This is a genomic window from Azospirillum formosense (assembly GCF_040500525.1).
GTDB classification, from domain to species: Bacteria; Pseudomonadota; Alphaproteobacteria; order Azospirillales; family Azospirillaceae; genus Azospirillum; species Azospirillum formosense_A.
This window is the reverse complement of sequence record NZ_CP159403.1, coordinates 95,736-120,676: the sequence shown is the minus strand read 5'-3', so window position 1 is coordinate 120,676 and position 24,941 is coordinate 95,736. Positions and strand designations below refer to the sequence as shown.

The window sequence follows — 24,941 nt, the reverse complement described above, 5'->3', positions numbered from 1 at the left end:
GGCGGCGTCTCCGGGCGTGGAGACCGCCCGAGGACCGGCACGGCGGCGAGCAGGCGCCGGGTGTAGTCGTGGCGCGGCCGGGTGAGGACGCTGCGGGTGTCCCCCTCCTCGACGATGACCCCCCGGTGCATCACGGCCACCCGGTCGCAGAGGCGGGCGATGACCCCGAAATCGTGGCTGATGAAGACGACGGCGAGGCGGCGGCTGCGGCGCAAGTCGTCCAGCAGGTCCAGGATCTCGGCCTGGACGGTGACGTCGAGCGCGGTGGTCGGCTCGTCGGCGATGATCAGCTCCGGATCGTTGGCGAGCGCCATGGCGATGCCGACGCGCTGGCGCTGCCCGCCCGACAGCTCGTGCGGGTGGGCGTGGACGAGGCTGGCCGGGTCGGGCAGCTTCACCGCGGCGAACAGCTCCACAACCCGCCGCTCGGCCTCGGCGCGCGGCACAGGGCGATGGGCGCGCAGCGCCTCGGCCACCTGCGCGCCGACCGGCATCAGCGGATGGAGGGTCGTCAGCGGGTCCTGGAAGACATAGGCGATCCGCCCGCCGCGCAGCCGTTGCAACGCCCCGACCGGCAGCGCCAGCAGATCGTCCCCATCGAACCGCACCGATCCGCCGCGCACCACGCCCGGCGGTGAGGCGACGAGGCGGGCGATGGACAGCGCCGTCACCGACTTGCCGGAGCCCGACTCCCCGATGATGCCCAGGCATTCGCCGGGGGCGACGCGCAGACTGACGCCCTTCACCGCGTCCACCGGGCCGTTCGCCCGATTGCCCGACGTGTCGAAGGCCGTGTCGAAGGCCGTGCGCAGGCCGCTGACGCGGAGCAGCGCGCCGGGGTCCGCCGCCGCGTTCCCCGCATCGCCCCCGGCGGCGCGCGCCACCCGCGTGGCGGCCCCCGGCGCGCCCGGGATGCCGGAGCGCAAACGCGGGTCGAGCGCGTCGCGCAGCCCGTCGCCGATCAGGTTCATGCTCATCACGATCAGGAAGACGACCAGCCCCGGAACCGCCGCGACGTGCGGCGCGGTGATCAGCGCCTTGCGCCCGTCGCTCAGCATCGAGCCGAGATCGGCCTGCGGCGGCTGCGAGCCCAGCCCCAGGAAGGACAGGCCGGCGGTCTCCAGGATCATCCAGCCCACGGTGGTCGAGGCGGTGATGATGATCACCGGCAGGACGTTCGGCAGCACCTCGCCCAGCAGGATGCGCGCCTCGCCCAGGCCGGACAGGCGCGCCGCGTCGACGAACTCCCGGCGGCGCAGGCCGGCGGTGGCGCCACGGACGTTGCGCGCGAAGAAGGGAATGTTGGCGACCACCACGGCGTACAGCGCGTTGAGCAGCCCCGGCCCCAGCGCCGCCACGATGGCGAGCGCCAGCAGCAGGTAGGGAAAGGCCATCAGCACGTCGATGCCGCGCATCAGCACGCCGTCCGTCCGTCCGCCCGCGTAGCCGGCGACGAGGCCGATGGCCGACCCGACCAGCGCCGCGAGGAGGGAGGCCGCGACGCCGATCCCCAGGCTCAGCCGCGTCCCCCAGACCAGCCGGGCCAGCACGTCGCGCCCCAGCGTGTCGGTGCCGAGCCACGCCCCGGCGCTGAAGGGCGGCAGCAGGCGCCGGGCGGGATCGATGGCGTCCGGGTCGGCCAGCGGCAGGACCGGCGCGGCGAGCGCGACCAGGACGATCAGCCCCAGCAGCACGAGCCCCAGCGCCGCCAGCCGGTTGCGCGTCACGCGGCGCAGCAGGGCCAGGCCGTCCCCGATGGCGCCCCTCATGGCGCGATCCTCGGGTCGAGCAGGCGTTGCAGGATGTCGGCCAGCAGGTTGAACAGCACGTAGCTGGCCGCGACCACCAGAACGCCGCCCTGGACCAGCAGCACGTCGCGCGTCGCGATGGCGTTGACCAGCATCCGGCCGACGCCCGGCCATTGGAACACCGTCTCGATGTAGACCGCCCCGCCCAGGACGAAGCCGGCCTGGATGCCGATCACCGGGATGATCGTCACCATGGCGGCGCGCAGCGCGTGGCCGAACACCACGCGGCGCTCCGTCAGCCCCTTGGCGCGGGCGGTGCGGACGAAGTCCTGGCGCAGCACCTCCAGCATGGCCGAGCGGGTCAGCCGGGCGATCACCCCGGCGGCCACGATGGCCAGCGTCGCGGCGGGCAGCGCCAGATGCCACAGCAGGTCCGGCAGGTCCCCGCCGCCGTAGATGGAGACCATGCCGCTCACCGGCAGCAGGCGCCAGCGGACGGCGAAGACCAGGATCAGCAGCAGGCCGAGCCAGAAGGTCGGCATGGAGATCCCGACCAGCACGGCCAGCGTCACCAGCTTGTCGGCGAGGCCGAACTGCCGCACGGCGGACAGGATGCCGGCCAGCAGCCCCAGCAGCGACGCCAGCACGAGCGCGGCGCCGGCCAGCACCAGCGTGGCGGCGAAACGCTCCGTCACCTCGTCGAGGACCGGCCGGTTGAGGCTGGAGGAACGCCCAAGGTCGCCCGTCAGCACGTTGCCCAGCCACGTCGCGTAGCGCACCGGCAGGCTGTGGTCGAGGCCGAGGTCCTGGCGGAGCCGCGCCACATTCTCCGGCGTCGCGTAGGGGCCGAGGATCGCGGTCGCCGGGTCGCCGGGAATCAGCGCCATGATCAGGAAGACGATCACGCTGAGCCCGAACAGCACGGGGACGAGCGCCATGAGGCGGCCGAGGATGTAGGAGCCCATGGGCGCCTCAGTCCTTCGACACGCGGTCGAGCCGCAGGAAGAAGGACGGCTCCAGGGCGAAGCCGCGCACCGCCGCGGTGGTGATGGCGTTCTGCTTCCAGTGGGCCACGAAGGCCCAGGGCGCGTCCTCCACGATGATCCGCTCGGCCCGACGGTAGAGCGCCCCCCGCTCCTCCCGGTCGGCGCTGCGCCGCGCCCGTTCGAGCAGGCGGTCGAGGTCCGGATTCGCGTAATAGCCGGAGTTGAAGCCGCCCGCCTCCGGCAGGGCGCCGGAGCGCAGGGTCAGGTACGGCAGGGTGTCGGGATCGTTGGTCATCCAGGCCATCTCGGCCATGTCCGCCGCCTCGCCCAGCCCGCCGTTCACCCGCGCCAGGAAGCTGTTCCACTCGTAGGTTTCGATGGTGACGGCCAGCCCCACGGCGGCGAGGTTCGCCTGGATCGCCGTTCCCATGGCAACGGGGTCGAGCATGCCGGACCCGCCCTCCGCCACGTAGAAGGTGAGTTCCGCCCCCTCCGCCCCGGCCTCCTTCAGCAGCGCCCGCGCCTTGTCCGGGTCGTAGGGGTAGCCGACGACCGCGGGGTCGGTGGCCCAGGCGAAGGTGGGGGCGATGGGGCCGCGCGCCGGGATCGCCGTGCCCTGCAGGATGCTGTCGGCGATGGCCCGCTTGTCGATGGCGTGGTTCACCGCCTGCCGGACGCGCCGGTCCTTCAGCGGCCCGTGCCGGGTGTTCAGGATCAGGAACCAGAGATGCGGCCCGGCCTGCTCGTGCACCCGGAAGCCGTCGCCGTCGCGGAACTGGGACAGCGCGTCCGCCGGCACCTCCACCATCACGTCGAGGCCGCCGGCCAGCATCTCCATCGCGCGCGTGTTCGGGTCGCTCACCGGGCGGAAGATCACCGCGCGCAGCTTGGCCGGCGCCCCCCAATAGTCCGGGTTGCGCTCGATGGTCAGGCGGCGGCTGCCCTGCCATTCGACGAAACGGAAGGGGCCGGTGCCGACCGGTCGCCGGCCGAATCCCCGGCCTTCCGCCATCACGGCGGCGGGCGAGACGATCAGGCCGGTCGGGTAGGCGAGGTTGGAGAGGAAGGGCGCGAAGGGCTCCTTCAGCGTGAAGCGAACGGTGAGCGGGTCCGGCGCCTCGACCCGGTCGATGGCCGCGAAGAAGAAGGCCAGCGGAAAGGGGCCGGTGTCGGCGGCGGGGTGCGTCCGGTCGAGCATGCGGTCGAAGTTGAACTTAACCGCCTGCGCGTCGCAGGGCGTGCCGTCGTGGAAGGTGACTCCCGGCCGCAGCGTGAAGCGGTAGCTCAGCCCGTCGTCGGAGACGGTCCAGCGCTCGGCCAGAGCGGGCTCGACGTCCAGTGTTCCCGGACGGTAGCGGACCAGCCCCTCATACAGGTTGACCAGGATGCGGAAATCGTTGGTGGCGGTGCTGACCGCCGGGTCCAGCGACGCCGGCTCGGCGATCTGGCCGACGACCAGAACGTCGTTCGGCACCGACGCCGCCCGGAGAGGCGCGCCCGGCAAGGCGAGGAGGGCGCCGAGGAGCAAGCCCGCGAGCGCGCGTCGGAATCCGGTCATTGCGTCCCAGCCGTCGAAGTCGATCCGACCTTATCAATGCCGGGAGGGAGAGGTTGTTGCGCCGCTTCCGCTCCGCCGAGGGTGCGTTGCGGGTCAGTCCGGGTCGCGGCAGGCGGCGAGAATCCGCCCGCGCAGCCAGCGGTGGGCCGGGTCGGCGTCCTGCCGGGGATGCCACATCTGCGTCACCACGACCTCGTCCAAAGCCGCCGCCAGACCGGCGGGAAGCGGCAGGCCGCACACACCGGCCACCCCGGCGGCGAGCTGGCGCCCGGACACCAGCGCGGTCAGGTCGGAAGCGCGGACGATGGCCAGGGCCGCGGGAAAGCTCGGCACCACCGCCGCCACCCTGCGCGCGAGGCCGAGGGCGGCCAGCGCCTCGTCCATCCGGTCCCGCGCCAGCCCGCGCCGCGCGGTCAGCACATGGCCGCAGGCGGCGTACTGGTCCGGCGTCACCGTCTCCAGGCGGGTCAGCGGATGATCCTTCCGCACGGCGGCGACCAGGCGGTCGCGGAGCAGGCTCTGCACCTTCAGCTCCGGCGTGGTTTCCGAATGCACCCCGATGTCGAGGTCGATCAGCCCGTCGCGCAAGGCCTGCGCGTCGCGGTTGCCCCGGGGCGCGAAGCGCAGAAGGACGCCGGGCGCCTCGGCGGCGACGCGGTTCACCAGCCGGGCGGCGTAGACCTCGATGAAGCTCTCGCTGGCGCGCAGGGTGAAGCTTCGCTCCAGCCGGGCGATGTCGATGGTCTCCGCCGGACGCAGCACCGCGCGGACCTCCTCGGCGAGGCCGGGCACCCGCTCCCGCAACCGGATGGCCCGCGGCGTCGGGACGAGACCGCGACCGGCCCGGACGAGCAGCGGGTCCCCGGTGACCGCGCGCAGGCGCGCCAGGGTGCGGCTCATCGCGGACTCGCTGAGGCCGAGCCGCCGCGCCGCCTTGACGACGCTGCCCTCCGAGAGCAGCGCGTCGAGCGCGAGAAGCAGGTTGAGATCGGGATCGGCCATGAGGGCGAGGCTAACACAGGGCGTTCCATGCAGGAATAACCTGCACAGGCGGCGTCTTCCGCCATGCCCCGCGACGGGCGACCTTGTTTCCAACCGCTGTTGGAGACACCGATGCCCCGTTCCGCCCTCGCCCGACCGCCCGAAACTCCGCATCTGGAACGCCCGTCATCGGATGGGCTGCCCATGCCCCGCCGCGCCGTGGCCGCGGCGTCCGTCATCGCCGCGATCGTTCTCGTCGTGCTCGACGCCGCCATCGCCAACATCGCCCTGCCGACGATGGCCGACAACCTCGGCGTCGCGCCCGCCGAGGCCGTCTGGATCATCACCGCCTACCAGCTGGCGCTGGTCATCGCGCTCCTGCCCATCGGCGCCCTCGGCGAGAGCGTCGGTCACCGGAAGGTGTTCGTCGGCGGGGTGCTGCTGTTCACCGCCGCCTCCGCCGGCTGCGCCCTAGCGCCGACGCTGCCCTGGCTCATCGCCGCGCGCTTCGTGCAGGGGCTGGGCGGTGCGGCGGTGATGGCGCTGGGCGTCGCGCTGCTGCGCTTCGTCTATCCGCAGCGGCTGCTCGGCGCCGCCATCGGCTGGAACGCCCTGGCCATCGCGCTCGCCTCGGCGGCGGGACCGACGATCGGGGCCGGCATCCTCGCCGTCGCCCCCTGGCCGTTCCTGTTCGCGGTCAACATCCCGGTCGGGGTCGTGGTCCTGGCGACCGCCCGCGCGCTGCCCGCCGTCGCGGGCACCAGACGCCGCCTCGATCCCGTCAGCGTCGCCCTCAACGCCGGCGTCTTCGCCGCCCTGGTGACGGGGGCGGAGTCCCTGGCGGCGCAGCCGGTGCGCGGTGCCGCGCTGCTGCTGGCCGCCGCGCTCTGCCTCGCCGGCCTTGTCCGGCGGGAGAGCGGGCGCGAGGCGCCGCTGGTCCCGCTCGACCTGCTGCGGGTGCGCTCCTTCCGCCTGTCGGTGGTCGCCTCCGTCCTCTGCTTCACCGGCCAGATGGCCGGCGCCGTGGCCCTGCCCTTCTACCTGCAGCACGGGCTGGGCCAGGACACCGTCACGGCGGGGCTGTTCCTGGTGCCGTGGCCGCTGGCGACCGCCGTCGCCGCCCCCATCGCGGGCCGGCTGTCCGACCGCGTGGGAACGGGCTGGCTGTGCGCCGTGGGCGGCCTGCTGCTCGCCGCCGGCCTCGCCCTGGCGGCGGCCTGGCCGCTCGGGCAGGACGCGCGGCCGCTGCTGGCCTTCATGGTGATGTGCGGGTTCGGCTTCGGGCTGTTCCAGACGCCCAACAACCGCAACATGCTGCTGACCGTGCCCAAGGCGCGCAGCGGCGCTGCCGGCGGGATGCAGGGCACCGCGCGTCTGGTCGGGCAGACCGCCGGGGCGGTGACCATGACGCTGCTGTTCGCGCTGCTGTCCGGCCCCGACGCCGCGCCGCGCCTCGGGCTCGCCGTGGCCGCCACCCTCGCCCTGGCGGGCGGCCTGACCAGCCTGCTGCGCGTCCCCGCGGGCGGCGTGACGGAGGCCGTGGAGGCGCCGGCCCCCGGCCGATAAGCCCGGCCCTCCGGGGATTGTCAGCCGCGCCTTGCGGCCTCGATGGCGGCGACGTCGATCTTGGTCATGCCCATCATCGCCGCGAAGGCGCGCCGGGCTTCGTCGCCGCCGGCCGCCAGCGCCTCGGTCAGCACGCGCGGCGTGATCTGCCAGGAGACGCCCCAGCGGTCCTTGCACCAGCCGCAGGCGCTTTCCTGCCCGCCGTTGCCGACGATGGCGTTCCAGTAGCGGTCGGTCTCCTCCTGATCGTCGGTGGCGATCTGGAACGAGAAGGCTTCGTTGTGCGTGAACGTCGGCCCGCCGTTGAGGCCGAGGCAGGGGATGCCGGCGACCGTGAATTCGACGGTCAGCACGTCGCCCGCCTTGCCGGACGGGTAATCGCCGGGCGCGCGGTGAACGGCCCGCACCGCGCTGTCGGGAAAGACCGTGGCGTAGAAGCGGGCCGCGGCCTCCGCGTCCGTGTCGTACCAGAGGCAGATCGTGTTCTTGGCGGTCGTCATGGCGTGTTCCTCCCTGTCGGCGCCGTGCCGGAATGCGCGGACGCATGGTAAAGCAACGCCGCCCGCACCGGAACGCGTGAGGATGCTCCGCCGCCCTTGTTGACGGGAAGGTTGCAATCCCATTCCCAGAGGTGGCGCATGAACGACCCGAAGAAGCCGGACGACACCGGCGTCCATCCTCCGCGCAGCTATGATCCCGACAGCCAGAAGCCAATGAGCGACCGGGACGAGGCCGCGCCCGGCACGCCGGGAACCGGCGAGGACATCGACCCCAGGACCGGCGAGACCTTCACCGAGGGCATCGGCGGAGCCTGACCGCCCTCGCTTACCCGCCCTCGCCGCCCGCCCGATCAGCGTCCAGCGGTTAAAGCCTGCATGGTCACGCGGGCGGCGCTGGCGATGTGCTCGTCGTAGAGCTGGCGCGTGCGGACGGTGTCGCGGGCGGTCATCGCCTCGAAGATCTCGCGGATTTCGCGGATCGTGTTGGGCAGCCTCCCCGGCTCGGCCAGCGACACCCCGCGCAGCAGCTGGATGCGGTTGTGCAGCGCCTTGAGGATCTGCGCCATCGTCGGGTTGCCGCAGCCGGCGATCAGCGTGTCGTAAAACATCGTCTTCGCCGTGCGGATGCGCGACGGCACGCCCTCGGCCGCCGCCGCCTCGAAGGCCGCCATGGCGTCGGCGAGGATCGCCCACAGTTCCGGGCTGGCGTGGGCGATGAACTCCGCCGCCGCCAGGCTCTCCAGCGCCCCACGCACCTGATAGATCTGCCGGACATCCTCCGCCGTCAGGGTCACTACCTCCAGCCCGCGCTGGGGCACGTTGTGGACCAGCCCCTCCGCCTCCAGCTGGCGCAGGGCCTCCCGCAGGATCGGACGGCTGACCTGCAACGTCTCGCACAGCTCCCGCTCGACCAGCCGGTCGCCGGGGGAATAGCGCCCGTCGGCGATGGCCGCGCGCAACAGGTCGATCACCTGCTGGCGCAGGGGAGCGGCGACGCGGACAATATTTATCGGCAAATTTGACATAAAGTTTCTCTTCTTGTCAGACAGTATGACGATCTGCTTGCGCCACACTACCACCTTCGATTAGCATACGTATCAACGGCGGCCCAGTGAGGCGAACGCCACACCCACCACACCATACCATCACCTCGCACACAGGAGGCAGGCGTGCAGCGGAGTGCACAAGCGAGCGCCGTTTCAAAAAGCGCCGAGGAGCCTGCGGCGTCCGACCCCAACCGGCAGAGGCGCCGCGAACGGCTGCTTCAACTCGGCACGCTGGTCCTGCTGCTCGCCGTCTGGGAATTCGCGGCGCGCGACGCGAACAAGCTACTGGTCGCCGTGCCCAGCGACATCGCCGTGGCGACCTGGGAGCTGCTGCTGAACGGCGAACTGCTGTCGGCGACGCTGGACAGCATGTCGACCTTCGTCCTGGGCTTCGTCATCGCCTCGGCCATCGGCATCGTGGTCGGCTTCGCGATGGGCACGAACCGCACGGTGGAGGTGATCCTCGATCCCTACATCAACGCGCTCTACGCGATGCCGCTGGTGGCGCTGATCCCCATCCTGATGCTGTGGGTGGGCATCGGCTTCCTCGCCAAGATCACGATCATCATCCTGTTCGCGGTCTTCCCGGTGATCATCAACACGGTCACCGGCGTGAAGAACGTGGACCGGCACTATCTGGACATCGGCAAGGCCTTCATGGCCTCGCGGTTCATGGTCTACCGCCAGATCATCGCCCCCTACGCCCTGCCCTACGTGGCGAGCGGCCTGCGCATCGCGCTCGGCCGCGGCATCATCGCGATGATCGTGGCGGAGTTCCTGACCTCCATCTCCGGCCTCGGCGGCCTGATCATCAACTACACCAACGCGTTCGAGACGGCCAAGGCCTTCGCCCCGGTCCTGGTGGTGGCCCTGCTCGCCAACGCGCTGACGGTTCTCGTTCAAAAGGTCGAAGAGCGCTTCGGCCGCTGGCGCCGCCGCTGACCGGCCCGCCTCCCGCGCACCCACACCACACCGGATTGAGGAAGGAAGAGGGATCATGAGCATGATGTCCCGTTCGCTGAAGGCTGCCCTGCTGGCGGGTGCCTTCTCCGTGGCGATGAGCACCGCCGCGCTCGCCGCCGACGCTCTGAAGATCGGCATGCCGGCCAAGATGTTCCTGAACCTCGTCGAGTTCGTCGCGCAGGACCAGGGCTTCTACGAGAAGAACGGCCTGACGGTGGAGCTGGTGCACATCGCCGACAGCTCCATCCCCGTGCGCTCGCTGATCGCCGGGGAGCTGGACGTCAGCCAGGCCGGCATGTCGGAGACGCTGGCCGCGGCCGACAAGGGCGGCACGCTGAAGACCATCGGCGGCGTCCACACCGGCCTGCACTACGCCTTCTACGCCAACGCCGCGTCGGGCGTGAAGGACGTCACCGACCTGCCGGGCAAGAAGGTCGGCATCTCCTCCCCCGGCTCGCTGCCGCACGTCGTCATCACCGCCCTGATGCGTCAGGCCGGCATGAGCGAGGACCAGATCAAGTCGGTCCAGTGGGTCTCGCTGAAGGGCTCCTCGGCCCGCATCAACGGCATCCTGACCGGCACCATCGACGCGACCGTCTCCAACTACGACCCGAAGGCCGCGCACGACAAGAACGCCAAGGTGCTGTTCGTCGTCTCCAAGAAGCTGCCCAACTACGTGATGACCCCCTGGGACGTCAACGACGCGACCATCACCAAGAAGCGCGACGTGCTGAAGCGCTTCGTCAAGGCGGAGCTGGAGGCGACCCGCTGGATCTTCGACAACGAGAAGGGCGCGCTGGACGTCGCGAAGAAGCACTTCGACTACAACGACGAGCAGCTCGCCGAGTTCTACGAGTTCTACAAGATCGGCGGCATCTGGAACCCGAACGGCACCGTCACCGCCGAACAGGCCAAGTACATGCAGGAGCTGAACGTCGAAGGCGGCCTGCAGAAGGCCGTCCACCCGGCCGAGAAGGTGCTCGACACCAGCATCGTCCAGGAAGTGCTGGCGGAGATCGGCACCTACAAGCAGCCGTAATCCCGTCGGGGCCGGCGTCGCACTGCCGGCCCCCTCCCCCGCTTTGCCCCATTCCGCCCGCCGTCCCGCTTCAAGACCCGGTGCCGTCCCATGCCCAAGCTGTCCGTCCGCAACCTGACCAAGCGTTTCCCGGTGTCCGGAGGGCCGTCGATGACGGCGCTCGACGGCGTTGACCTGGACGTGGAGGAGGGTGAGTTCATCGCCTTCGTCGGGCCCAGCGGCTGCGGCAAGACCACGCTGCTGCGCATCATCCAGGGGCTGGAGACGGCGACCAGCGGCGAGATCCGCATTGACGGAAAGCCGGTCACCGGCCCCGGCCACGACCGCGGCTTCGTCTTCCAGCAGTACGGCCTGCTGCCCTGGCTGACCGCCGCCCAGAACATCGGCTTCGCGCTGGAGGCCAAGGGCATCCCCGCCGCCCGCCACGGCGAGACGACCGAGCGCGTGCTCGCCACCGTCGGGCTGAAGGGCTTCGGCGACCGCTTCCCGCACCAGCTGTCCGGCGGCATGCAGCAGCGCGTCGGCATCGCCCGCGCCCTGGCGATCGAGCCGGAGATCATGCTGCTCGACGAGCCGTTCGGCGCGCTCGACGCGCTGACCCGCGAAATTTTGCAGAACGAGATGCTCGGCCTGACCGAGCGCATGGGCAAGACGATCCTCTTCGTCACCCACAGCGTGGACGAGGCCGTCTGCCTCGCCGACCGGGTGGTGGTCATGTCGCCCCGCCCCGGCCGCATCCGCGAGATCGTGCCCATCGACATTCCGCGCCCGCGCGCCAGCCTGGGCGAGGCGCTGCGCGACACGCCGGAATACGTCGCCAAGCGGCACCAGCTGTGGAACCAGCTCATGGACCTGGTCTGAGACCCCCCTTTCTCCGGTACCCAGGAGGTCCCATCGTGTCGGTCACCCCTGACGATCACGAGTGGCAGTACAACCCCCGCCATTCCGTCCCCGACTTCGCGCGCCACGCCGAGCGCGCCGCCGCGCTGAGCCGCGCCACCCGCGAGCGCCGCGCCGCGCGCTACGACATCGCCTACGGCGACAGCCCGCTGTCGACGCTCGACGTGTTCCCGGCGGAAGCCCGCGGCGCCCCGCTGCACGTCTTCCTGCACGGCGGCTACTGGCGCGGACGGGACAAGGCCGACTACAGCTACGTCGCCGACGCGCTGGTGCCGAGCGGCGTCACGACCGTGGTCATGAACTACGACCTGTGCCCGGCGGCCACCCTGCCGGAGATCGCGCGGCGCACCCGCGAGGGGCTGCGCTGGATCCACCGCAACGCCGCCGCGCTGGGCGGCGATCCCGACCGCCTCACCGTGTCGGGCCATTCCGCCGGGGCGCATCTGATCGCCATGGCTCTGGCCGACGACGCCGGGGCGGACCGGCTGGAGGACGGCGCCATCAAGGCCGCCACCCTGATCAGCGGCATCTACGAACTGGCGCCGGTGCTCGACATCACCGTCAACGAGACCATCGGGCTGCGCCCGGAGATGGTCGACGGGGTCAGCCCGATGCGCCACCCGCCCGCCACCGCAACGGCCCTGACGGTCGTCGTCGGCTCGGCGGAAACGCCGGCCTGGATCGCCCAGTCGCGCGATTTCGCCACCCTGTGCCGGGGTCGTGGGGGGCGCGTCGCCTACCACACGCTGGCCGGGGAGGATCACTTCTCGATCATGGCGCGGATGGAGAGGCCGGACGACGCGCTGTCGCGGCTGGTGCTCGACGCCGCAGGAGCAAAAGAATGATCGTCATCGACGAGAACGCCGCCCGCCGCCTGGTGTCCCCCGCCGACGCCATCGACGCCATGGAGATGGCCTTCCGCGAGGTCTCGCGCGGACAGGCGCGCAACTTCCCGGTGGTCCGCGAGCGGCTGCTGCCGGGGCCGGACGTCTACGGCATCAAGGCCGGCGGCGACCTCGCCATCGGGCTGCTCGGGCTGAAGATCGGCGGCTACTGGACGGGCAACCGCGCCCGCGGCCTGACCAACCACCAGTCCACCACCGTGCTGACCGACCCGGAGACCGGCTGCCCGACGGCGCTGGTCAGCTCCAACCACCTGACCGGGCTGCGCACCGCCGCCGCCTGCGCCATCGGCATCCGCGAGCTGGCCCGCCCCGACTCGCGGGTGCTCGCCCTGATCGGCACCGGCGGTCAGGCGGCGCACCATCTGGAGGCGGCGCTGCTCGTGCGCCGTTTCGACCGCGTCCTGGTGGCCAACCGCGACCGCGCGCGCGCCGAGGAGCTGGCGGCCTCCTTCGCCGGGCCGCTGCCCGTCGAGGTCGTGGACGCCGAAACCGCGGCGCGCAGCGCCGACGTGCTGATCACCCTGACCACGGCGCGCGAGCCGGTGGTCCGGGCGGGCTGGGTCCGCCCCGGCACGCACGTCTGCGCCATGGGCGCCGACACCGCCGGCAAGCAGGAGCTGGACCCGGCGATCCTGCTCGGCGCGTCCGTCTGGGTGGACGACTGGGCGCAGGCCTCCGCGCTCGGCGAATGCCAGCACGCGCTGGCGCTCGGCCTGACCCGCGAGTCCATCCGCGGCACGCTGTGCGACGTGCTGGAGGGCAAGGCGCCCCGCCGCGCCGCCGCGGACGAGATCACCGTCTTCGATTCCACCGGCATGGGCATCCAGGATCTGGCGATCGCCGCCTGGGCCGTCCGCGCCGCAAACTCCGACGCCGGCACCGCCGGCTTACCCATCCACCGCATCGATTTAGCGCGCTGACCCTCAAGAGGGCGCGATCGAGGCCGACATGCAGTTGAAGCCAACATGCAGCTGAAGAATGTGCGCATCGCCGGGAAGATTCTCGGCATCGTCGTGGTGCTGGGCACCGTTTCGGTGTTCACCGCCCTGGTCAGCGGCTACGGCCTCGCCACGCTCGGCGGGGAGCTGAACCGGGTCGAGGAGGCGGGGCGCGAGACGACTCAGGGCGCCCGGCTGAACCGCTATCTGGTCGAGCTGAGCCGCGCCGAGTACCAGATGGGCGCCAACCCGGCCAGCGTCGCCACCATCGAGGCGGTCGTCGCCGACCGCAAGGCCGAGATCCGCGCCCATCTGGAGCACGCCCGCGTCGCCGCCGACGCGCAGCAGCGTCCGCTTCTGGACGGCATCGAGACCCAGTACGCCGCCTATGTCCACAGCCTGGACGCCACGGTGGAGGCGGCCAAGAAGCACGCCGACCTCGGCATCACCTACGCCCGGCGCGAGGTGCTGAACAACGTCTCCGGCAGCCAGGAGCAGGTGGAGGCGCTGATCCGCGCCGTCCAGGACTACAACGGCCTCACCGTCGCCAAGACGGCGCGGATCTCCGAGGAGGCGGAAGCGCTGGCCGACCGCACCACCTGGCTGATCGCCGCCGTCGCCCTGCTCGGCATCCTCGCCAGCGGGCTGATCGGGCGCTGGCTGTCGGCGCGCGGCATCGTCGGTCCCATCGTCGAGGCGGTGTCCTGCCTGCGCCGTCTGTCCGGCGGCGACCTGACGGTGATCATCAGCGGCGCCGACCGCCGCGACGAGGTCGGCGACATCGCGCGGGCGCTCGCCGTCTTCAAGGACAACGCGCTCGACCGCCAGCGCATCCAGGCGGAGCAGGAGGCGGAGGCCCGGCACAAGCTGGACCGCGCCGAGGCCGTCGGCGCGACGATCCTGCGCTTCGACCGCGAGGTCGGCGAGGCCCTGCACGTCATGAAGGACGCCGCCGCCGCGCTGGAGGCCACCGCCAACTCCCTGTCCGCCGGGGCGGAGCAGGCGTCGGAGCGCATGACCGTCGTCGGCGCGGCCGCCGAGCAGACCGCCGCCAACGTGCAGACGGTCGCCGCCGCGACGGAGGAGATGACCGCCACCGTGCAGGAGGTGTCGCGCCAGATGAACGAGGCGCGCGGCTTCGCCGACGAGGCGACGCGGCAGGCCCAGCAGGCCCAGGAGCGGGTCGGCGCCCTGACCGAGTCCGGCCAGCGCATCAACGAGGTGATCGACCTCATCCAGGGCATCGCCAGCCAGACCAACCTGCTGGCGCTGAACGCGACCATCGAGGCCGCCCGCGCCGGCGAGGCCGGCAAGGGCTTCGCCGTGGTGGCGAGCGAGGTCAAGCAGCTCGCCAACCAGACGGCGCAGGCGACCGACGAGATCCGCGGTCAGGTCGGGGCGATGCAGGAGACGATCGGCGGCGCGGTGTCCGCGATCCAGACGATCGCCACGGTCATCTACCGCCTGAACGAGATGGCCACCACCGTCGCCGCCGCCGTCGAGCAGCAGGGTGCCGCCACCGCCGAAATCGGCCGCAACGCCGTCCAGGCGGCCCAGGGCACGGCGGAGGTGACCGGGACCATCGGCACGCTGCGCGTCGCCTCCGAATCGACGGCCGCCGGATCGGCACAGGTCCTGCAGTCCGCCCGCGAGGTGGCCGGCCGCGCCGTGGCCCTCAAGGGCAGCGTCGACGCCTTCATCGCCGAGGTGAAGACGGCCTGATCCTTCCTCCACTCCGCCGGCCCTGATCGATGGCTCCTGATCAATGGGTTGAGCGGCGCGCCGGCAACCGCCAGAATGCGGCGGGCGAGACGACCGGCGGCCTCCGCCGGTTTCCCTCCTGTGCGCTTTGCCACGGGACCGGTTGGAGAGGATCACGATGACGGTTGACGGCGCGGCTCGGACCCTGAGCTTTGGATCACTCTATCGCCATGGGATGGCCCGGGTCGCCGCCTGCACCACGCCCTGCACCATCGCCGACCCGATGGCGAACGCCGCGGCGGTGCTGGACAGCGTGCGGGAGTGCGACGACCAGGCGGTGGCGGTCGCTCTGTTCCCCGAGCTGGCACTGTCCGGCTACGCCATCGACGACCTGTTCCTTCAGGACTGCCTGCTCGACGCCGTGGAGAAGGCCATCGTCCATCTGGTCGAGCGGTCGCGCGACCTGATGCCGCTGATCCTCGTCGGCGCGCCGCTGCGCCACGCCGGCCGGGTCTACAACACGGCGGTCGCCGTGCATCGCGGCCGGCTGCTGGGCGTGGTGCCCAAGGTCCATCTTCCCAATTACCGGGAATTCTACGAGCGCCGCCATTTCGCCTCCGGCGCCGGCACCGAGGGCGGCACGATCCGCATCGGCGTCCACGACGACGCCCTCGACGCCCCCTTCGGCCCCGACCTGCTGTTCGCGGCGGAGGACATCGACGGTCTGGTGGTCCACGCCGAGGTCTGCGAGGACCTCTGGGTCGCCGTCCCGCCCAGCTCCGAGGCGGCTCTGGCCGGGGCGACGGTGCTGGCCAACCTGTCGGCCAGCAACATCACCATCGGCAAGGCGGAAACCCGCCGCCTGCTCTGCAAGTCGCAGTCGGCGCGCTGCATCGCCGCCTATCTCTACTCCTCCGCCGGCGCCGGGGAATCGACCACCGATCTGGCCTGGGACGGGCAGGCGTCGATCTTCGAGAACGGCGAGACGCTGGTCGAGACCGAGCGTTTTCCCAAGGGCGCGCAGATGGCCGTCGCCGACGTCGACCTCGACGTGCTGCGCCAGGAACGGCTGCGCATGGGCACCTTCGACGACAACCGCCGCCTGCATGGGACGGCCTTCCGCCGGGTCGCCTTCCGCGTCAATCCCCCCGGCGGGGACCTGGGGCTGCGCCGCAACGTTCCCCGCTTCCCCTTCGTCCCGGCGGCGCGGGAGCGGCTGGAGCTCGACTGCTACGAGGCTTACAACATCCAGGTCGCCGGGCTGGTCCAGCGGCTGCGGGCGACCGGCATGCCGCGCATCGTGATCGGCGTGTCGGGCGGGCTGGATTCCACCCACGCCCTGATCGTCGCCGCCCGCGCCATGGACCTGCTCGACCGGCCGCGCACCGACATCCTCGCCTTCACGATGCCGGGCTTCGGCACCAGCGACAAGACCAAGGGCAACGCGGTGCGCCTGATGAGCGCGCTCGGCGTCACGCACCACGAACTCGACATCCGCCCCGCCGCCAACCAGATGCTCAAGGACATGGACCACCCCTTCGCCCGCGGCGAGGCGGTGTACGACGTGACCTTCGAGAACGTCCAGGCGGGTCTGCGCACCGACTATCTGTTCCGGCTCGCCAACCAGCGGGGCGGCATCGTGCTGGGCACCGGCGACCTGTCCGAGCTGGCGCTGGGCTGGTGCACCTACGGCGTCGGCGACCAGATGGCCCACTACAACGTCAATTCGGGCGTCCCGAAGTCGCTGATCCAGCATCTGATCCGCTGGGTCATCGGCTCCCGCCAGTTTCCGGACGAGGTTCTGCACACGCTGGGCGACATCCTGGCGACCGAGATCTCGCCGGAGCTGGTCCCCGCCGGAAGCGACCGCGCCCTGCAAAGCTCGGAGGCCGTCGTCGGCCCCTACGAGCTTCAGGACTTCCACCTGTTCCACACGCTGCGCTACGGCCTGCGCCCGTCGAAGATCGCCTTCCTCGCCCTGCACGCCTGGTCCGATCCGGCGCGCGGCGACTGGCCGGCGGGCTATCCGGTGGAGAAGCGCAGCGCCTACACGCTTGCGGAGATCCATTCCTGGCTGCGCGTCTTCATCCAGCGCTTCTTCGGCTTCAGCCAGTTCAAGCGCTCGGCCATGCCCAACGGGCCGAAGGTGACGGCGGGCGGCTCCCTGTCGCCGCGCGGCGACTGGCGCGCGCCCTCCGACGGCAACGCCCGCATCTGGCTGGAGGAACTGGAGCGCGAGGTGCCCAAGGAATAGCCGCGCCCTACCCCGCGGCCCCCTTACCCCGCGGCGGTTGTCCGTTCGTTCATCACCAGGCGCCCGGCGGACCAGGAGCGGACCAGACCGGCCGCGCGCAGCTCCGGCAGGGCGCGGGCCACCGCGTCGTGCGACAGGCCCGTCGCCTCGACCAGCGCCGGTCCCGATTTCGCCCCGTCCGCCAAGGCGCGCAATACCGCCGCGGTCGGCGTTCCGGTCTGGGCGAGCGCCGCCGCGCCGCGGGCGGGCCGATTTGCCCGGCCGGCGGCGACCATCGCGGCGATGGCGCGGAGCTGCCCCAGCCGGTGCATCGCCTCCGGGGCGCGGTCTTCGCGCAGCGCCAGCGCCGTGTGGCAGCGCGCGACCTCCCGCGCCAGCTCGGCAAGGTCGGCGGCGCGGTCCTGCACGAGGCACAGGGCGGCCTCCTCCGCCAGGGTGTCCAGGTCCGCGTCGGCTTCGTCCCAGCGTCCGGCCTCGACGCCCTCCCGGATGTCGTCGGCCAGTGCCCGATACGCCTCCCCGCTCATGGACAGCCCCCCGTCTTCAGCTCCGGCCAGCGTTGCGGTTCCCAGCGCGCCGCGACGCAGCCGGGGTCCGGCGCGTCGATGGGAAGCGACAGCCGGCGGATGCGCGAGGATTGCGCCGGGTCGGCGCGCGGCTGGAAGAACAGAGCCACCCCGCAATCGGTGATGCGCTTGTCCTCCTCCCCATCGGCGTCGCAGACGCGGTTGAAGCGGTGCGAGAAAGACATGCTGTTCGCCACCACCACCCGGCACGATCCGGCGCGGGAGGACTCGTCGCCGGCGTGGGCCTGCCACCGCTCCTCCGTCAGGCCGGCGTCCATCACCGGGGTGACGATCCAGTCCAGCAGCTTGGCCCGGCACAGCCACGCCGCCGGCTGTTCGCGCCCCAGATCCTCGCAGATCATCACCGCCAGCCGGCCCATGTTGGGCAGCTCGACGATGGTAACGCCGTCCCCCGGCGCGATGAACTCCTTCGCCTCGTCGAGCAGCCGCCCATCCGGGCCGCGCACGTCGTAGGAGCGGCACTGGTCGGCGTCGAGGTCCCAGCAGTGCAGCTTGGTCTGGCGGAAAATCTCGGCTCCCGTCCGGTCGAGCAGGACCGCCGTGCTGCGCGGCTTGGCGTCCGCCTCGCCGCCCTGACGGACGCCGACGAGGACGTAGCGGATCGGGCCGTCCACCGCGTGGCGCCGCACCGCCGATTTGATGGCGTCGAGCGTCGCGGGATCGGCGGTCACCTCGGGAAAGACGACGATGGCCGCCCCTGCGGCGGCCAGCGCGTCGATGGCCGAGGCCGCGCGGGCGCCGAGATCGCCGGGAATGGCGGCGTACCAGTCCGCGCCGTCCTTGGCGAAGGTCCGGAGGGCAAGGTCGTCCTCGGCCAGGGCGAGCGGGACGACGCCGACGATGGGCGCCCAATCGGGATCGCTGGGGCACTGGTCGGCGACTTCGGCGACGCGATGGAAGGTCAGCGAGACGGGCCGCTCGCCCTCCTCGCCGTGCGGGCACTCCGCCGCGAGGGTCGGCGGCAACAGGAGCAGGGTGTGGAACAGGTCGGCCACGTTGAAGGTTTCGCGCAGGGGCGTGACCTCCCGGATGTTCACCGAGCGGTCGAACAGGCCGGGCCGCAGGATGAGCTGGCCATCGGCGGCGTCGCCGTTGAAGCGCCCGTGCCGTTTGTACCATTGCCGTGCCCGCAGATGACCGTCGGACAGGGCGCTTTGCGACAGGAAGCGCGAGGCCAGCGGCGCGTGCCACCGGTCGATGGCCTGGGCCGCCAGCACGCGCCGGTCCAGCAGCGTTCCCGCGCCGGACGCGTCGATCCAAGCTTTGAGCGCGTCGGCGCCGTCGTCAGCCTCCAGCATCGCCTCAAGCCGGCGCAGAGCGACACCCGCGTCGTCCGGCGCGAATTCCAGACGCTGCGCGGCGCGTTCGGTCTCGCTCGGGTCTCGATCCAATTGGTGCCGCAGCGCAACGAACAGATCAGCCAGATGCATGCCTTCAACCACGCGAAGCGACGGGATGGAGCGGGCGCTACCGGTATCCCCTCTCACCGGAGAAGAGGGAGAGGGCTAAGTCACCTCGACCAACCACGCCCGTCTGTTGAACAGCACGGAAGCGGCTTGGTTTCACGGTTACGTTGTCGAGCGGGAACCGCTCCCGGCCCCGGGTCGCCCCGCCGCGGCATCGCGTTCGACGAGGAGCGCAAAGGGGTTGGCCGACCCCTCGCTTAGCGATGCATTAACCATGATCGCCGGACCATGGCTCCCGGACAGCGTGCCTCGACGAGGCGAACCAGGGGAGCGTGGCTCATGACGGGACGGGTGCTTGGCGGACTGATGGCCGCTTGGGTGTTGTGGAGCGGTGCCGCCGCCGCGTCGGCGCTGTGCCCGGTCCCGCCCGGTGCCGATCCGACCGCCGCCGGACTGGCGCACAGCCGGGCCGCCCTGGCCGCCGGGCAGCCGCTGACCGTGGTCGCGATGGGGTCGTCCAGCACGGAGGGCGTCGGGGCCACCAGCGTCGCCACCACCTACCCCGCCCAGCTCGACGCCATTCTGGAGCAGCGTCACGCCGCCTCGGCCATCCAGGTCCTGAACAAGGGCATCGGTGGCGAGACGGCGGGGGCCAACCTCATCCGCTTCGACAAGGACGTGCTGGCCGCCAGGCCGGACCTCGTGGTCTGGCAGGTCGGGACCAACGACAGTTTCCAGAAGGTGCCGCTCGACGCCTTCGCCGCCACCGTGCGCGACGGCATCGCCCGCATCCGCAAGACCGGCGCGGACGTCATCCTGATGAACCCGCAGTCCTTCCCCGGCGAAGCCAAGGTCGACTCCTACGCCGCCTACGCGTCCACGGTGGTTGCACTCGGCCGCGAACTCGACGTGCCGGTGCTCGACCGCTACCGCATCATGGCCTGGTGGCTGGAAAGCCGGCACTTCGCCACCGATCAGGTGCTGAGCACCGACGGCCTGCATCTGAAGGACCTCAGCTACCGCTGCTTGGCGGAGTTCGTCGCCGATATGATCGACGCCCCGCGGGTGGTCAGCGAGAAGACCGCGGCGCGCTGAGCGTCTCCAAACATCCCTCTCCCGTCAGACCACCAGTTGCGCGCCCAGGAACTGCCGGAGTTCCGGGGTGCGGGGATTGCCGAAGACCTCCTCGGGCGGGCCGATCTCGTGCACGCGGCCCTGGTGCATGAAGACCACGCGGTCGCAGACCTCGCGGGCGAAGCGCATCTCGTGGGTCACCATCATCAGCGTCATGCCGTCGGCGGCCAGCTCCTTCACCACCGCCAGCACCTCGTTCACCAGCTCCGGGTCGAGGGCGGAGGTGATCTCGTCGCACAGCAGGGCCATCGGCTGCATGGACAGCGCCCGCGCGATGGCGACGCGCTGCTGCTGACCGCCGGAGAGCTGGTCGGGATAGGCGTCGAACTTGTTGCCCAGCCCCACCCGCTCCAGCATGCGGCGGGCCATGGCTTCCGCCTCGCGCGCCGGCGTCTTCTTGACGACCATCTGCGACAACATGACGTTGCGCCCCGCCGACAGGTGCGGGAACAGGTTGAACTGCTGGAAGATCATGCCGACCTTCAGCCGCAGCGCCTTCAGGTGGAGGTCGTCGTTGATGAGCTGGGCGCCGGCCACCATGATCGAGCCGTCGTCGATCATCTCCAGCCCGTTGACGCAGCGCAGGAGCGTGCTCTTGCCCGAACCGCTCTTGCCGATGATGGCGACGACCTCGCCGCGCTCGACGTCCAGGTTGATCCCCTTCAGGACTTCGACGTCGCCGAAGCGCTTCTTCACCTCAGTGATCGCGATGAGCGACATTGAGCTTCCTTTCCAGAATCTGGCTGCTCTTGGACAGGGGCCAGCACAGCGCGAAGTAGATCAGGGCGACCAGCCCGTAGACGGTGAAGGGTTCGAAGGTGGCGTTGGTGACGACCGTGCCGGCCTTGGACAGCTCCACGAAGCCGATGATCGAGGTCAGCGCCGTGCCCTTCACCACCTGCACGGAGAAGCCGACGGTCGGCGGGACGGCGACGCGCACCGCCTGGGGCAGGATCACGTAGCGCATCTGCTGGACGTAGCCCATGCCGAGGCTGGCCGACGCCTCCCACTGGCCGCGGGCGACCGATTCCACGCAACCGCGCCAGATCTCCACCAGGAACGCCGCCGTCCACAGGATCAGCGCCAGCCCCGCGGCCAGCCAGGCCGGAACGTCGACGCCGAACAGGCCGAGCCCAAAGAAGGCGAGGAAGAGCTGCATCAGCAGCGGCGTGCCCTGGAACAGCTCCACATAGCCCTGGACGACGATTTGCCCGGCCCGCGCCTTGCCGATCCGCAGGTAGAGAAGCGCCATCCCCAAGAGCCCGCCGCCGATGAAGGAGACGAGCGAGAGGACCACCGTCCAGCGCGCCGCCAGCAGCAGGTTGCGCAGGATGTCCCACAGGGTGAAGGTCATCATCGCGCGGCCCTCCGCGGGAACAGCATGTTCCCGACGCCGCGCAGCGCCTGCCGCAGGGCCAGCGCCAGCAGCAGGTAGAGACCGGTGGTCAGGAAGTAGCTCTCGAAGGCGCGAAAGGTCCGCGACTGGATGAAGTTGGCGGCGAAGGTGATGTCCTCCGCCGCGATCTGCGACACCACCGCCGAGCCGAGCATGACGATGACGATCTGCGACGACAGCGCCGGCCAGATCCGTTGCAGCGCCGGAATCAGCACGACGTGGCGGAAGGTCTCGAAGCGCGTCATGGCGAGGCTGGCCCCGGCCTCGAACTGGCCGCGCGGCGTGGCCTCGATGCCGGCGCGGATGATCTCGCCGCTGTAGGCGCCGAGGTTGATGACCATCGCCAGAACCGCCGCCTGGAACTCGGTCATCTGCACGCCGAGCGACGGCAGGCCGAAGAAGATGAAGAACAGCTGGATCAGGAAGGGCGTGTTGCGGATCAGCTCGACATAGGCGACGACCGGCGGGCGCAGCCAGCGCGGCCCGAGCGACCGCGTCCAGGCGCAGGCGATGCCCAGCGCCACCCCGAACAGCGTGCCGATCAGGGTCAGTTCGACGGTCGTCACCAGCCCTTTCAGGATGACGGGCCAGTATTCGGCGATCCACGAGTAATCGAAGCGGTAGGTCATGCGGCCCTCCGGTCAGCCCCCCGTACGACGGGCCGCCGTGGCGGCCGAAGCCAGCCGCGGCGTCCCGGCCTCATCGTCTTCAGAGATCCTTGGGCAGGTCGGCGGACAGCCACTTCTGCGCGATGGCGTTCAGCGAGCCGTCGGCCTTGGCCGCCGCCAGGATGCCGTTCAGCTTTTCCAGCAGGGCGGGCTGCTCCTTGCCCAGGCCGATGTAGCAGGGGGAGTTCTTGATGAGGAACTTCAGCTCCGGCCGCTTCGGCGGGTTGCGGGCGAGGATCGCCGCCGCCACCACGTTGCCGGTCGCCACCACCTCGACCTGACCGGACAGGAAGGCGGAGATGGTGCCGTTGTTGTCCTCGTAGCGCTTGATGACCGCGTCGGTCGGGGCGATCTTGGTCAGTTCCAGATCCTCGATGGCGCCGCGGGTCACGCCGACGGTCTTGCCGGCCAGATCCTCCGGCTTCGCGGCGGTGACGCCGGCCGGGGCGAAGACGCCGTTGAAGAAGGGCGCGTAGGCGTCGGTGAAGTCGATGACCTTCTCGCGCTCGGCGTTCTTGCCCAGGCTGGAGATGACCAGATCGACCTTGTTGGTCTGCAGGAACGGGATGCGGTTGGCGCTGGTCACCGGCACCAGTTCCACCTTCACGCCCATCTTCGCGCCGATCAGCTTCGCCACGTCGATGTCGTAGCCGAGCGGGGTCATGTCCGGGCCGACCGAGCCGAAGGGCGGGAAGTCCTGCGGGACAGCGACGCGCAGCGTGCCGCGCTTCGTGATGTCCTGAAGGGCGTCGGCCCGCGCGGCGGGGGCCTGGGCGATGGACAGGCCGGCGACGGCGGCGACGGCCAGGGCGAGCAGGGTCCTGCGCTTCATGTCTCTAACTCCTTTTTGGCTGGATGGGCCGGTTCTGGATGGAATGGGTTGTGTGAAAGGGTCAGGCGGGGGCGCCGGGCGAGAGGATCTCGCGCAGGCCGGCCAGGGGATCGGGGGCGGCGGCGAGGTCGAGGCCGTCCTCGACGCGCCGGATGTGTTCGTCCATCAGCCGCGCCGCTCCGGCGTAGTCGCCGTCGGCCAGCAGCGTCACGATGCCCGCGTGGTCGTCGCTGGACGCCGCGGCGTCCTGGTCGGACTGGTAGAGCATCGAGACCAGCGTCGTGCGCGCGGTCAGGTCGCGCAGGATGTCGGTCAGGAAGGGGTTGCCGAAGGCGTGGGCGAGGTGGATGTGGAAGTCGCCGAGCAGGCAGGTGCGCGGCCCAACATGGCCGGTCTGCAGCGCCTCGCGCTCCTCCTCGACATGGGCGCGCAGGTGGGCGACGGCGTCGCCGCGCAGCGTGTGCCCCGGCAGCGTGTTCAGATCGCGCAGCATCCCGGTCTCGATGACCCGCCGCGCCTGGAAGGCGGCCCGCGCCTCCGTCGCCGAAGGCTCGACGACGAACCAGCCGCGCCGGGCGCTGACATGGACGATGCCGCGCGTCTCCAGCCGCATCATCGCCTCGCGCACGCGGGTGCGGGACACGCCGTAGACCTCGGCCAGCTTCGCCTCGCCCAGCCGGGTGCCGGGCCGCAGCCGGCCGCCCAGGATGGCGGAGATCACGCTGTCTTCGATGCTGTCGGGAAGCTGGGTCATCAGACTGCCGCACCACTCTTGTATACAAGACTGTTGAGCAAGCGGCGTGCCAGCCGGAACGGCGCGGAAACGCTGGGGCCGGACCCTTATTGCGATCAAAAATTGGGCAATATATCGAACTGATTAAGTCTTATGCACTTTTCGGCGGCACCGCTTCGTTGCGCTTGCCCCGGATGGCGAGGGGCGGCGGCGGAAAAGGCGGAACCAACGGCTGCCATCTCCAGTTGGGCTGAAGGACTCTCCCGCTCCGCAACGAGGACCGCGCCATGGCTCGTGCAGCCACCCATTCCCTTGCCATCGTCACCGGTGCATCCACCGGCATCGGCCTCGAACTCGCCAAGCAGTGCGCCCGGAACGGCTTCGACCTCCTGATCGCCGCCGACGACCCGGCCATCGAGGAGGCCGCCACGGAATTGCGCGCGCTCGGCGTCACGGTGGAGACCGTCCAGGCGGACCTCGCCACCCTCGACGGAGTCGACACGCTCTGCGCGGCGGTGAAGGGCCGGCCGGTCGATGCCCTGCTCGCCAACGCCGGCCACGGTCTGGGCCACGGCTTCCTCGACCAGGATTTCCAGGAGGCCCGCCACGTCATCGACACCAACATCACCGGCACGCTGTACCTGATCCAGAAGGTCGGGCGCGGCATGCGCGACCGCGGACAGGGCCGCATCCTGATCACCGGCTCGATCGCCGGCTTCATGCCCGGCACCTATCAGGCGGTCTACAACGGCACCAAGGCCTTCATCGACTCCTTCTCCTTCGCGCTGCGCCACGAGATCAAGGACTCCGGGGTGACGGTCACCTGCCTGATGCCCGGCGCCACCGACACCGAGTTCTTCGAGCGCGCCGGCATGGAGGACACCCAGATCGGCCAGGGCAAGAAGGACGACCCGGCGATGGTCGCCAAGGTCGGCTTCGACGCGATGATGCGCGGCGACGGCGACGTGGTGGCCGGCTGGAAGAACAAACTGCAGACCGCCATGGCCGCCGTGACGCCCTCCGGCGTGCTGGCCGAGCAGCACCGCAAGCAGGCCGAGCCCGGCTCGGGCCACCACTGATCGACGGTCTCCCGCACCTTC

General features: G+C 70.9%; 23 protein-coding genes and 1 pseudogene. 11 read left to right on the top strand and 13 right to left on the bottom strand.

The window, feature by feature from the left end; all coding sequences use genetic code 11:
- Positions 1–26 precede the first annotated feature (26 nt).
- From ABVN73_RS13685 to ABVN73_RS13670, 4 genes and pseudogenes are all read right to left on the bottom strand, one after another.
- A pseudogene (locus tag ABVN73_RS13685) lies at positions 27–1,769 on the bottom strand (dipeptide/oligopeptide/nickel ABC transporter permease/ATP-binding protein); the annotation flags it as partial.
- Positions 1,766–2,713, bottom strand: coding sequence for an ABC transporter permease (locus ABVN73_RS13680; RefSeq protein ID WP_353860218.1), 948 nt, complete (start codon positions 2,711–2,713; stop codon positions 1,766–1,768). The pseudogene ABVN73_RS13685 and the gene ABVN73_RS13680, both read right to left, overlap by 4 nt.
- 7 nt (positions 2,714–2,720) lie before the next feature.
- Entirely contained in the window at positions 2,721–4,292 is a 1,572-nt protein-coding gene (locus ABVN73_RS13675) for an ABC transporter substrate-binding protein (protein WP_353860217.1), read from the bottom strand.
- A 93-nt stretch (positions 4,293–4,385) separates the two neighbouring features.
- Positions 4,386–5,294 carry a LysR family transcriptional regulator gene (locus tag ABVN73_RS13670; protein ID WP_353860216.1) on the bottom strand — a complete coding sequence of 303 codons (909 nt, stop codon included), beginning with the start codon at positions 5,292–5,294 and terminating at the stop codon, positions 4,386–4,388.
- Between the two features lie 183 nt (positions 5,295–5,477).
- Between ABVN73_RS13670 and ABVN73_RS13665 the strand changes: the two genes are divergently transcribed.
- Positions 5,478–6,839, top strand: a complete 1,362-nt coding sequence (locus tag ABVN73_RS13665; RefSeq protein WP_353860215.1) for an MFS transporter — start codon at positions 5,478–5,480, stop codon at positions 6,837–6,839.
- 20 nt (positions 6,840–6,859) lie between these two features.
- Here ABVN73_RS13665 and ABVN73_RS13660 read toward each other — a convergent pair whose 3' ends face one another.
- Positions 6,860–7,339 (bottom strand): VOC family protein, encoded by a 480-nt coding sequence (locus tag ABVN73_RS13660; protein WP_353860214.1) that lies wholly within the window; start codon positions 7,337–7,339, stop codon positions 6,860–6,862.
- A gap of 138 nt (positions 7,340–7,477) precedes the next feature.
- Between ABVN73_RS13660 and ABVN73_RS13655 the strand changes: the two genes are divergently transcribed.
- On the top strand, positions 7,478–7,654 hold the full coding sequence (locus ABVN73_RS13655) for a hypothetical protein (RefSeq protein ID WP_353860213.1): 177 nt from the start codon (positions 7,478–7,480) through the stop codon (positions 7,652–7,654).
- A 35-nt stretch (positions 7,655–7,689) separates the two neighbouring features.
- Here the strand turns inward: ABVN73_RS13655 and ABVN73_RS13650 are convergent, their stop codons facing one another.
- On the bottom strand, positions 7,690–8,364 hold the full coding sequence (locus ABVN73_RS13650) for a GntR family transcriptional regulator (RefSeq protein ID WP_353860212.1): 675 nt from the start codon (positions 8,362–8,364) through the stop codon (positions 7,690–7,692).
- A gap of 144 nt (positions 8,365–8,508) precedes the next feature.
- Here ABVN73_RS13650 and ABVN73_RS13645 point away from each other — a divergent pair, with 144 nt between their 5' ends.
- The 7 genes from ABVN73_RS13645 (at position 8,509) to ABVN73_RS13615 (ending at position 17,085) form a co-directional block, all read left to right on the top strand.
- Positions 8,509–9,327 (top strand): ABC transporter permease, encoded by an 819-nt coding sequence (locus ABVN73_RS13645; protein WP_353860211.1) that lies wholly within the window; start codon positions 8,509–8,511, stop codon positions 9,325–9,327.
- Between the two features lie 55 nt (positions 9,328–9,382).
- Entirely contained in the window at positions 9,383–10,387 is a 1,005-nt protein-coding gene (locus tag ABVN73_RS13640; RefSeq protein ID WP_353860210.1) for an ABC transporter substrate-binding protein, read from the top strand.
- A 90-nt stretch (positions 10,388–10,477) separates the two neighbouring features.
- Positions 10,478–11,248, top strand: a complete 771-nt coding sequence (locus ABVN73_RS13635) for an ABC transporter ATP-binding protein (RefSeq protein WP_200476466.1) — start codon at positions 10,478–10,480, stop codon at positions 11,246–11,248.
- 35 nt (positions 11,249–11,283) lie between these two features.
- Positions 11,284–12,132, top strand: coding sequence for an alpha/beta hydrolase fold domain-containing protein (locus ABVN73_RS13630; RefSeq protein ID WP_353860209.1), 849 nt, complete (start codon positions 11,284–11,286; stop codon positions 12,130–12,132).
- Positions 12,129–13,112: an ornithine cyclodeaminase family protein gene (locus ABVN73_RS13625; RefSeq protein ID WP_353860208.1), complete on the top strand. Its 984-nt coding sequence runs from the start codon at positions 12,129–12,131 to the stop codon at positions 13,110–13,112. The genes ABVN73_RS13630 and ABVN73_RS13625 overlap by 4 nt, the downstream gene beginning before the upstream one ends.
- 45 nt (positions 13,113–13,157) lie before the next feature.
- On the top strand, positions 13,158–14,852 hold the full coding sequence (locus tag ABVN73_RS13620; RefSeq protein ID WP_353860207.1) for a methyl-accepting chemotaxis protein: 1,695 nt from the start codon (positions 13,158–13,160) through the stop codon (positions 14,850–14,852).
- A gap of 184 nt (positions 14,853–15,036) precedes the next feature.
- Positions 15,037–17,085: an NAD(+) synthase gene (locus ABVN73_RS13615; protein WP_353860805.1), complete on the top strand. Its 2,049-nt coding sequence runs from the start codon at positions 15,037–15,039 to the stop codon at positions 17,083–17,085.
- Between the two features lie 23 nt (positions 17,086–17,108).
- Here the strand turns inward: ABVN73_RS13615 and ABVN73_RS13610 are convergent, their stop codons facing one another.
- Both ABVN73_RS13610 and ABVN73_RS13605 read right to left on the bottom strand, forming a co-directional pair.
- On the bottom strand, positions 17,109–17,612 hold the full coding sequence (locus tag ABVN73_RS13610) for a hypothetical protein (protein WP_353860206.1): 504 nt from the start codon (positions 17,610–17,612) through the stop codon (positions 17,109–17,111).
- Positions 17,609–19,102: a hypothetical protein gene (locus ABVN73_RS13605; protein WP_353860205.1), complete on the bottom strand. Its 1,494-nt coding sequence runs from the start codon at positions 19,100–19,102 to the stop codon at positions 17,609–17,611. The genes ABVN73_RS13610 and ABVN73_RS13605 overlap by 4 nt, the downstream gene beginning before the upstream one ends.
- Before the next feature lie 315 nt (positions 19,103–19,417).
- On the opposite strand from ABVN73_RS13605, the gene ABVN73_RS13600 reads away from it, so the two are divergent.
- On the top strand, positions 19,418–20,173 hold the full coding sequence (locus ABVN73_RS13600; RefSeq protein WP_353860204.1) for an SGNH/GDSL hydrolase family protein: 756 nt from the start codon (positions 19,418–19,420) through the stop codon (positions 20,171–20,173).
- Between the two features lie 24 nt (positions 20,174–20,197).
- Here the strand turns inward: ABVN73_RS13600 and ABVN73_RS13595 are convergent, their stop codons facing one another.
- The 5 genes from ABVN73_RS13595 to ABVN73_RS13575 form a co-directional block, all read right to left on the bottom strand.
- Positions 20,198–20,932, bottom strand: coding sequence for an amino acid ABC transporter ATP-binding protein (locus ABVN73_RS13595; protein ID WP_353860203.1), 735 nt, complete (start codon positions 20,930–20,932; stop codon positions 20,198–20,200).
- Positions 20,910–21,569, bottom strand: a complete 660-nt coding sequence (locus tag ABVN73_RS13590) for an amino acid ABC transporter permease (protein ID WP_353860202.1) — start codon at positions 21,567–21,569, stop codon at positions 20,910–20,912. Before ABVN73_RS13590 ends, ABVN73_RS13595 begins: the two co-directional genes overlap by 23 nt.
- The gene (locus tag ABVN73_RS13585; protein ID WP_353860201.1) at positions 21,566–22,237 is read right to left on the bottom strand and encodes an amino acid ABC transporter permease; all 672 of its coding nucleotides are present in this window, start codon (positions 22,235–22,237) and stop codon (positions 21,566–21,568) included. Before ABVN73_RS13585 ends, ABVN73_RS13590 begins: the two co-directional genes overlap by 4 nt.
- A 79-nt stretch (positions 22,238–22,316) precedes the next feature.
- A complete protein-coding gene (locus ABVN73_RS13580) occupies positions 22,317–23,108 on the bottom strand; it encodes a transporter substrate-binding domain-containing protein (protein WP_353860200.1) in 792 nt (263 codons plus the stop codon).
- A gap of 61 nt (positions 23,109–23,169) precedes the next feature.
- The gene (locus ABVN73_RS13575; RefSeq protein WP_353860199.1) at positions 23,170–23,862 is read right to left on the bottom strand and encodes a GntR family transcriptional regulator; all 693 of its coding nucleotides are present in this window, start codon (positions 23,860–23,862) and stop codon (positions 23,170–23,172) included.
- A gap of 266 nt (positions 23,863–24,128) precedes the next feature.
- Between ABVN73_RS13575 and ABVN73_RS13570 the strand changes: the two genes are divergently transcribed.
- Positions 24,129–24,920, top strand: a complete 792-nt coding sequence (locus ABVN73_RS13570) for an SDR family NAD(P)-dependent oxidoreductase (RefSeq protein ID WP_353860198.1) — start codon at positions 24,129–24,131, stop codon at positions 24,918–24,920.
- Positions 24,921–24,941: the final 21 nt, after the last annotated feature.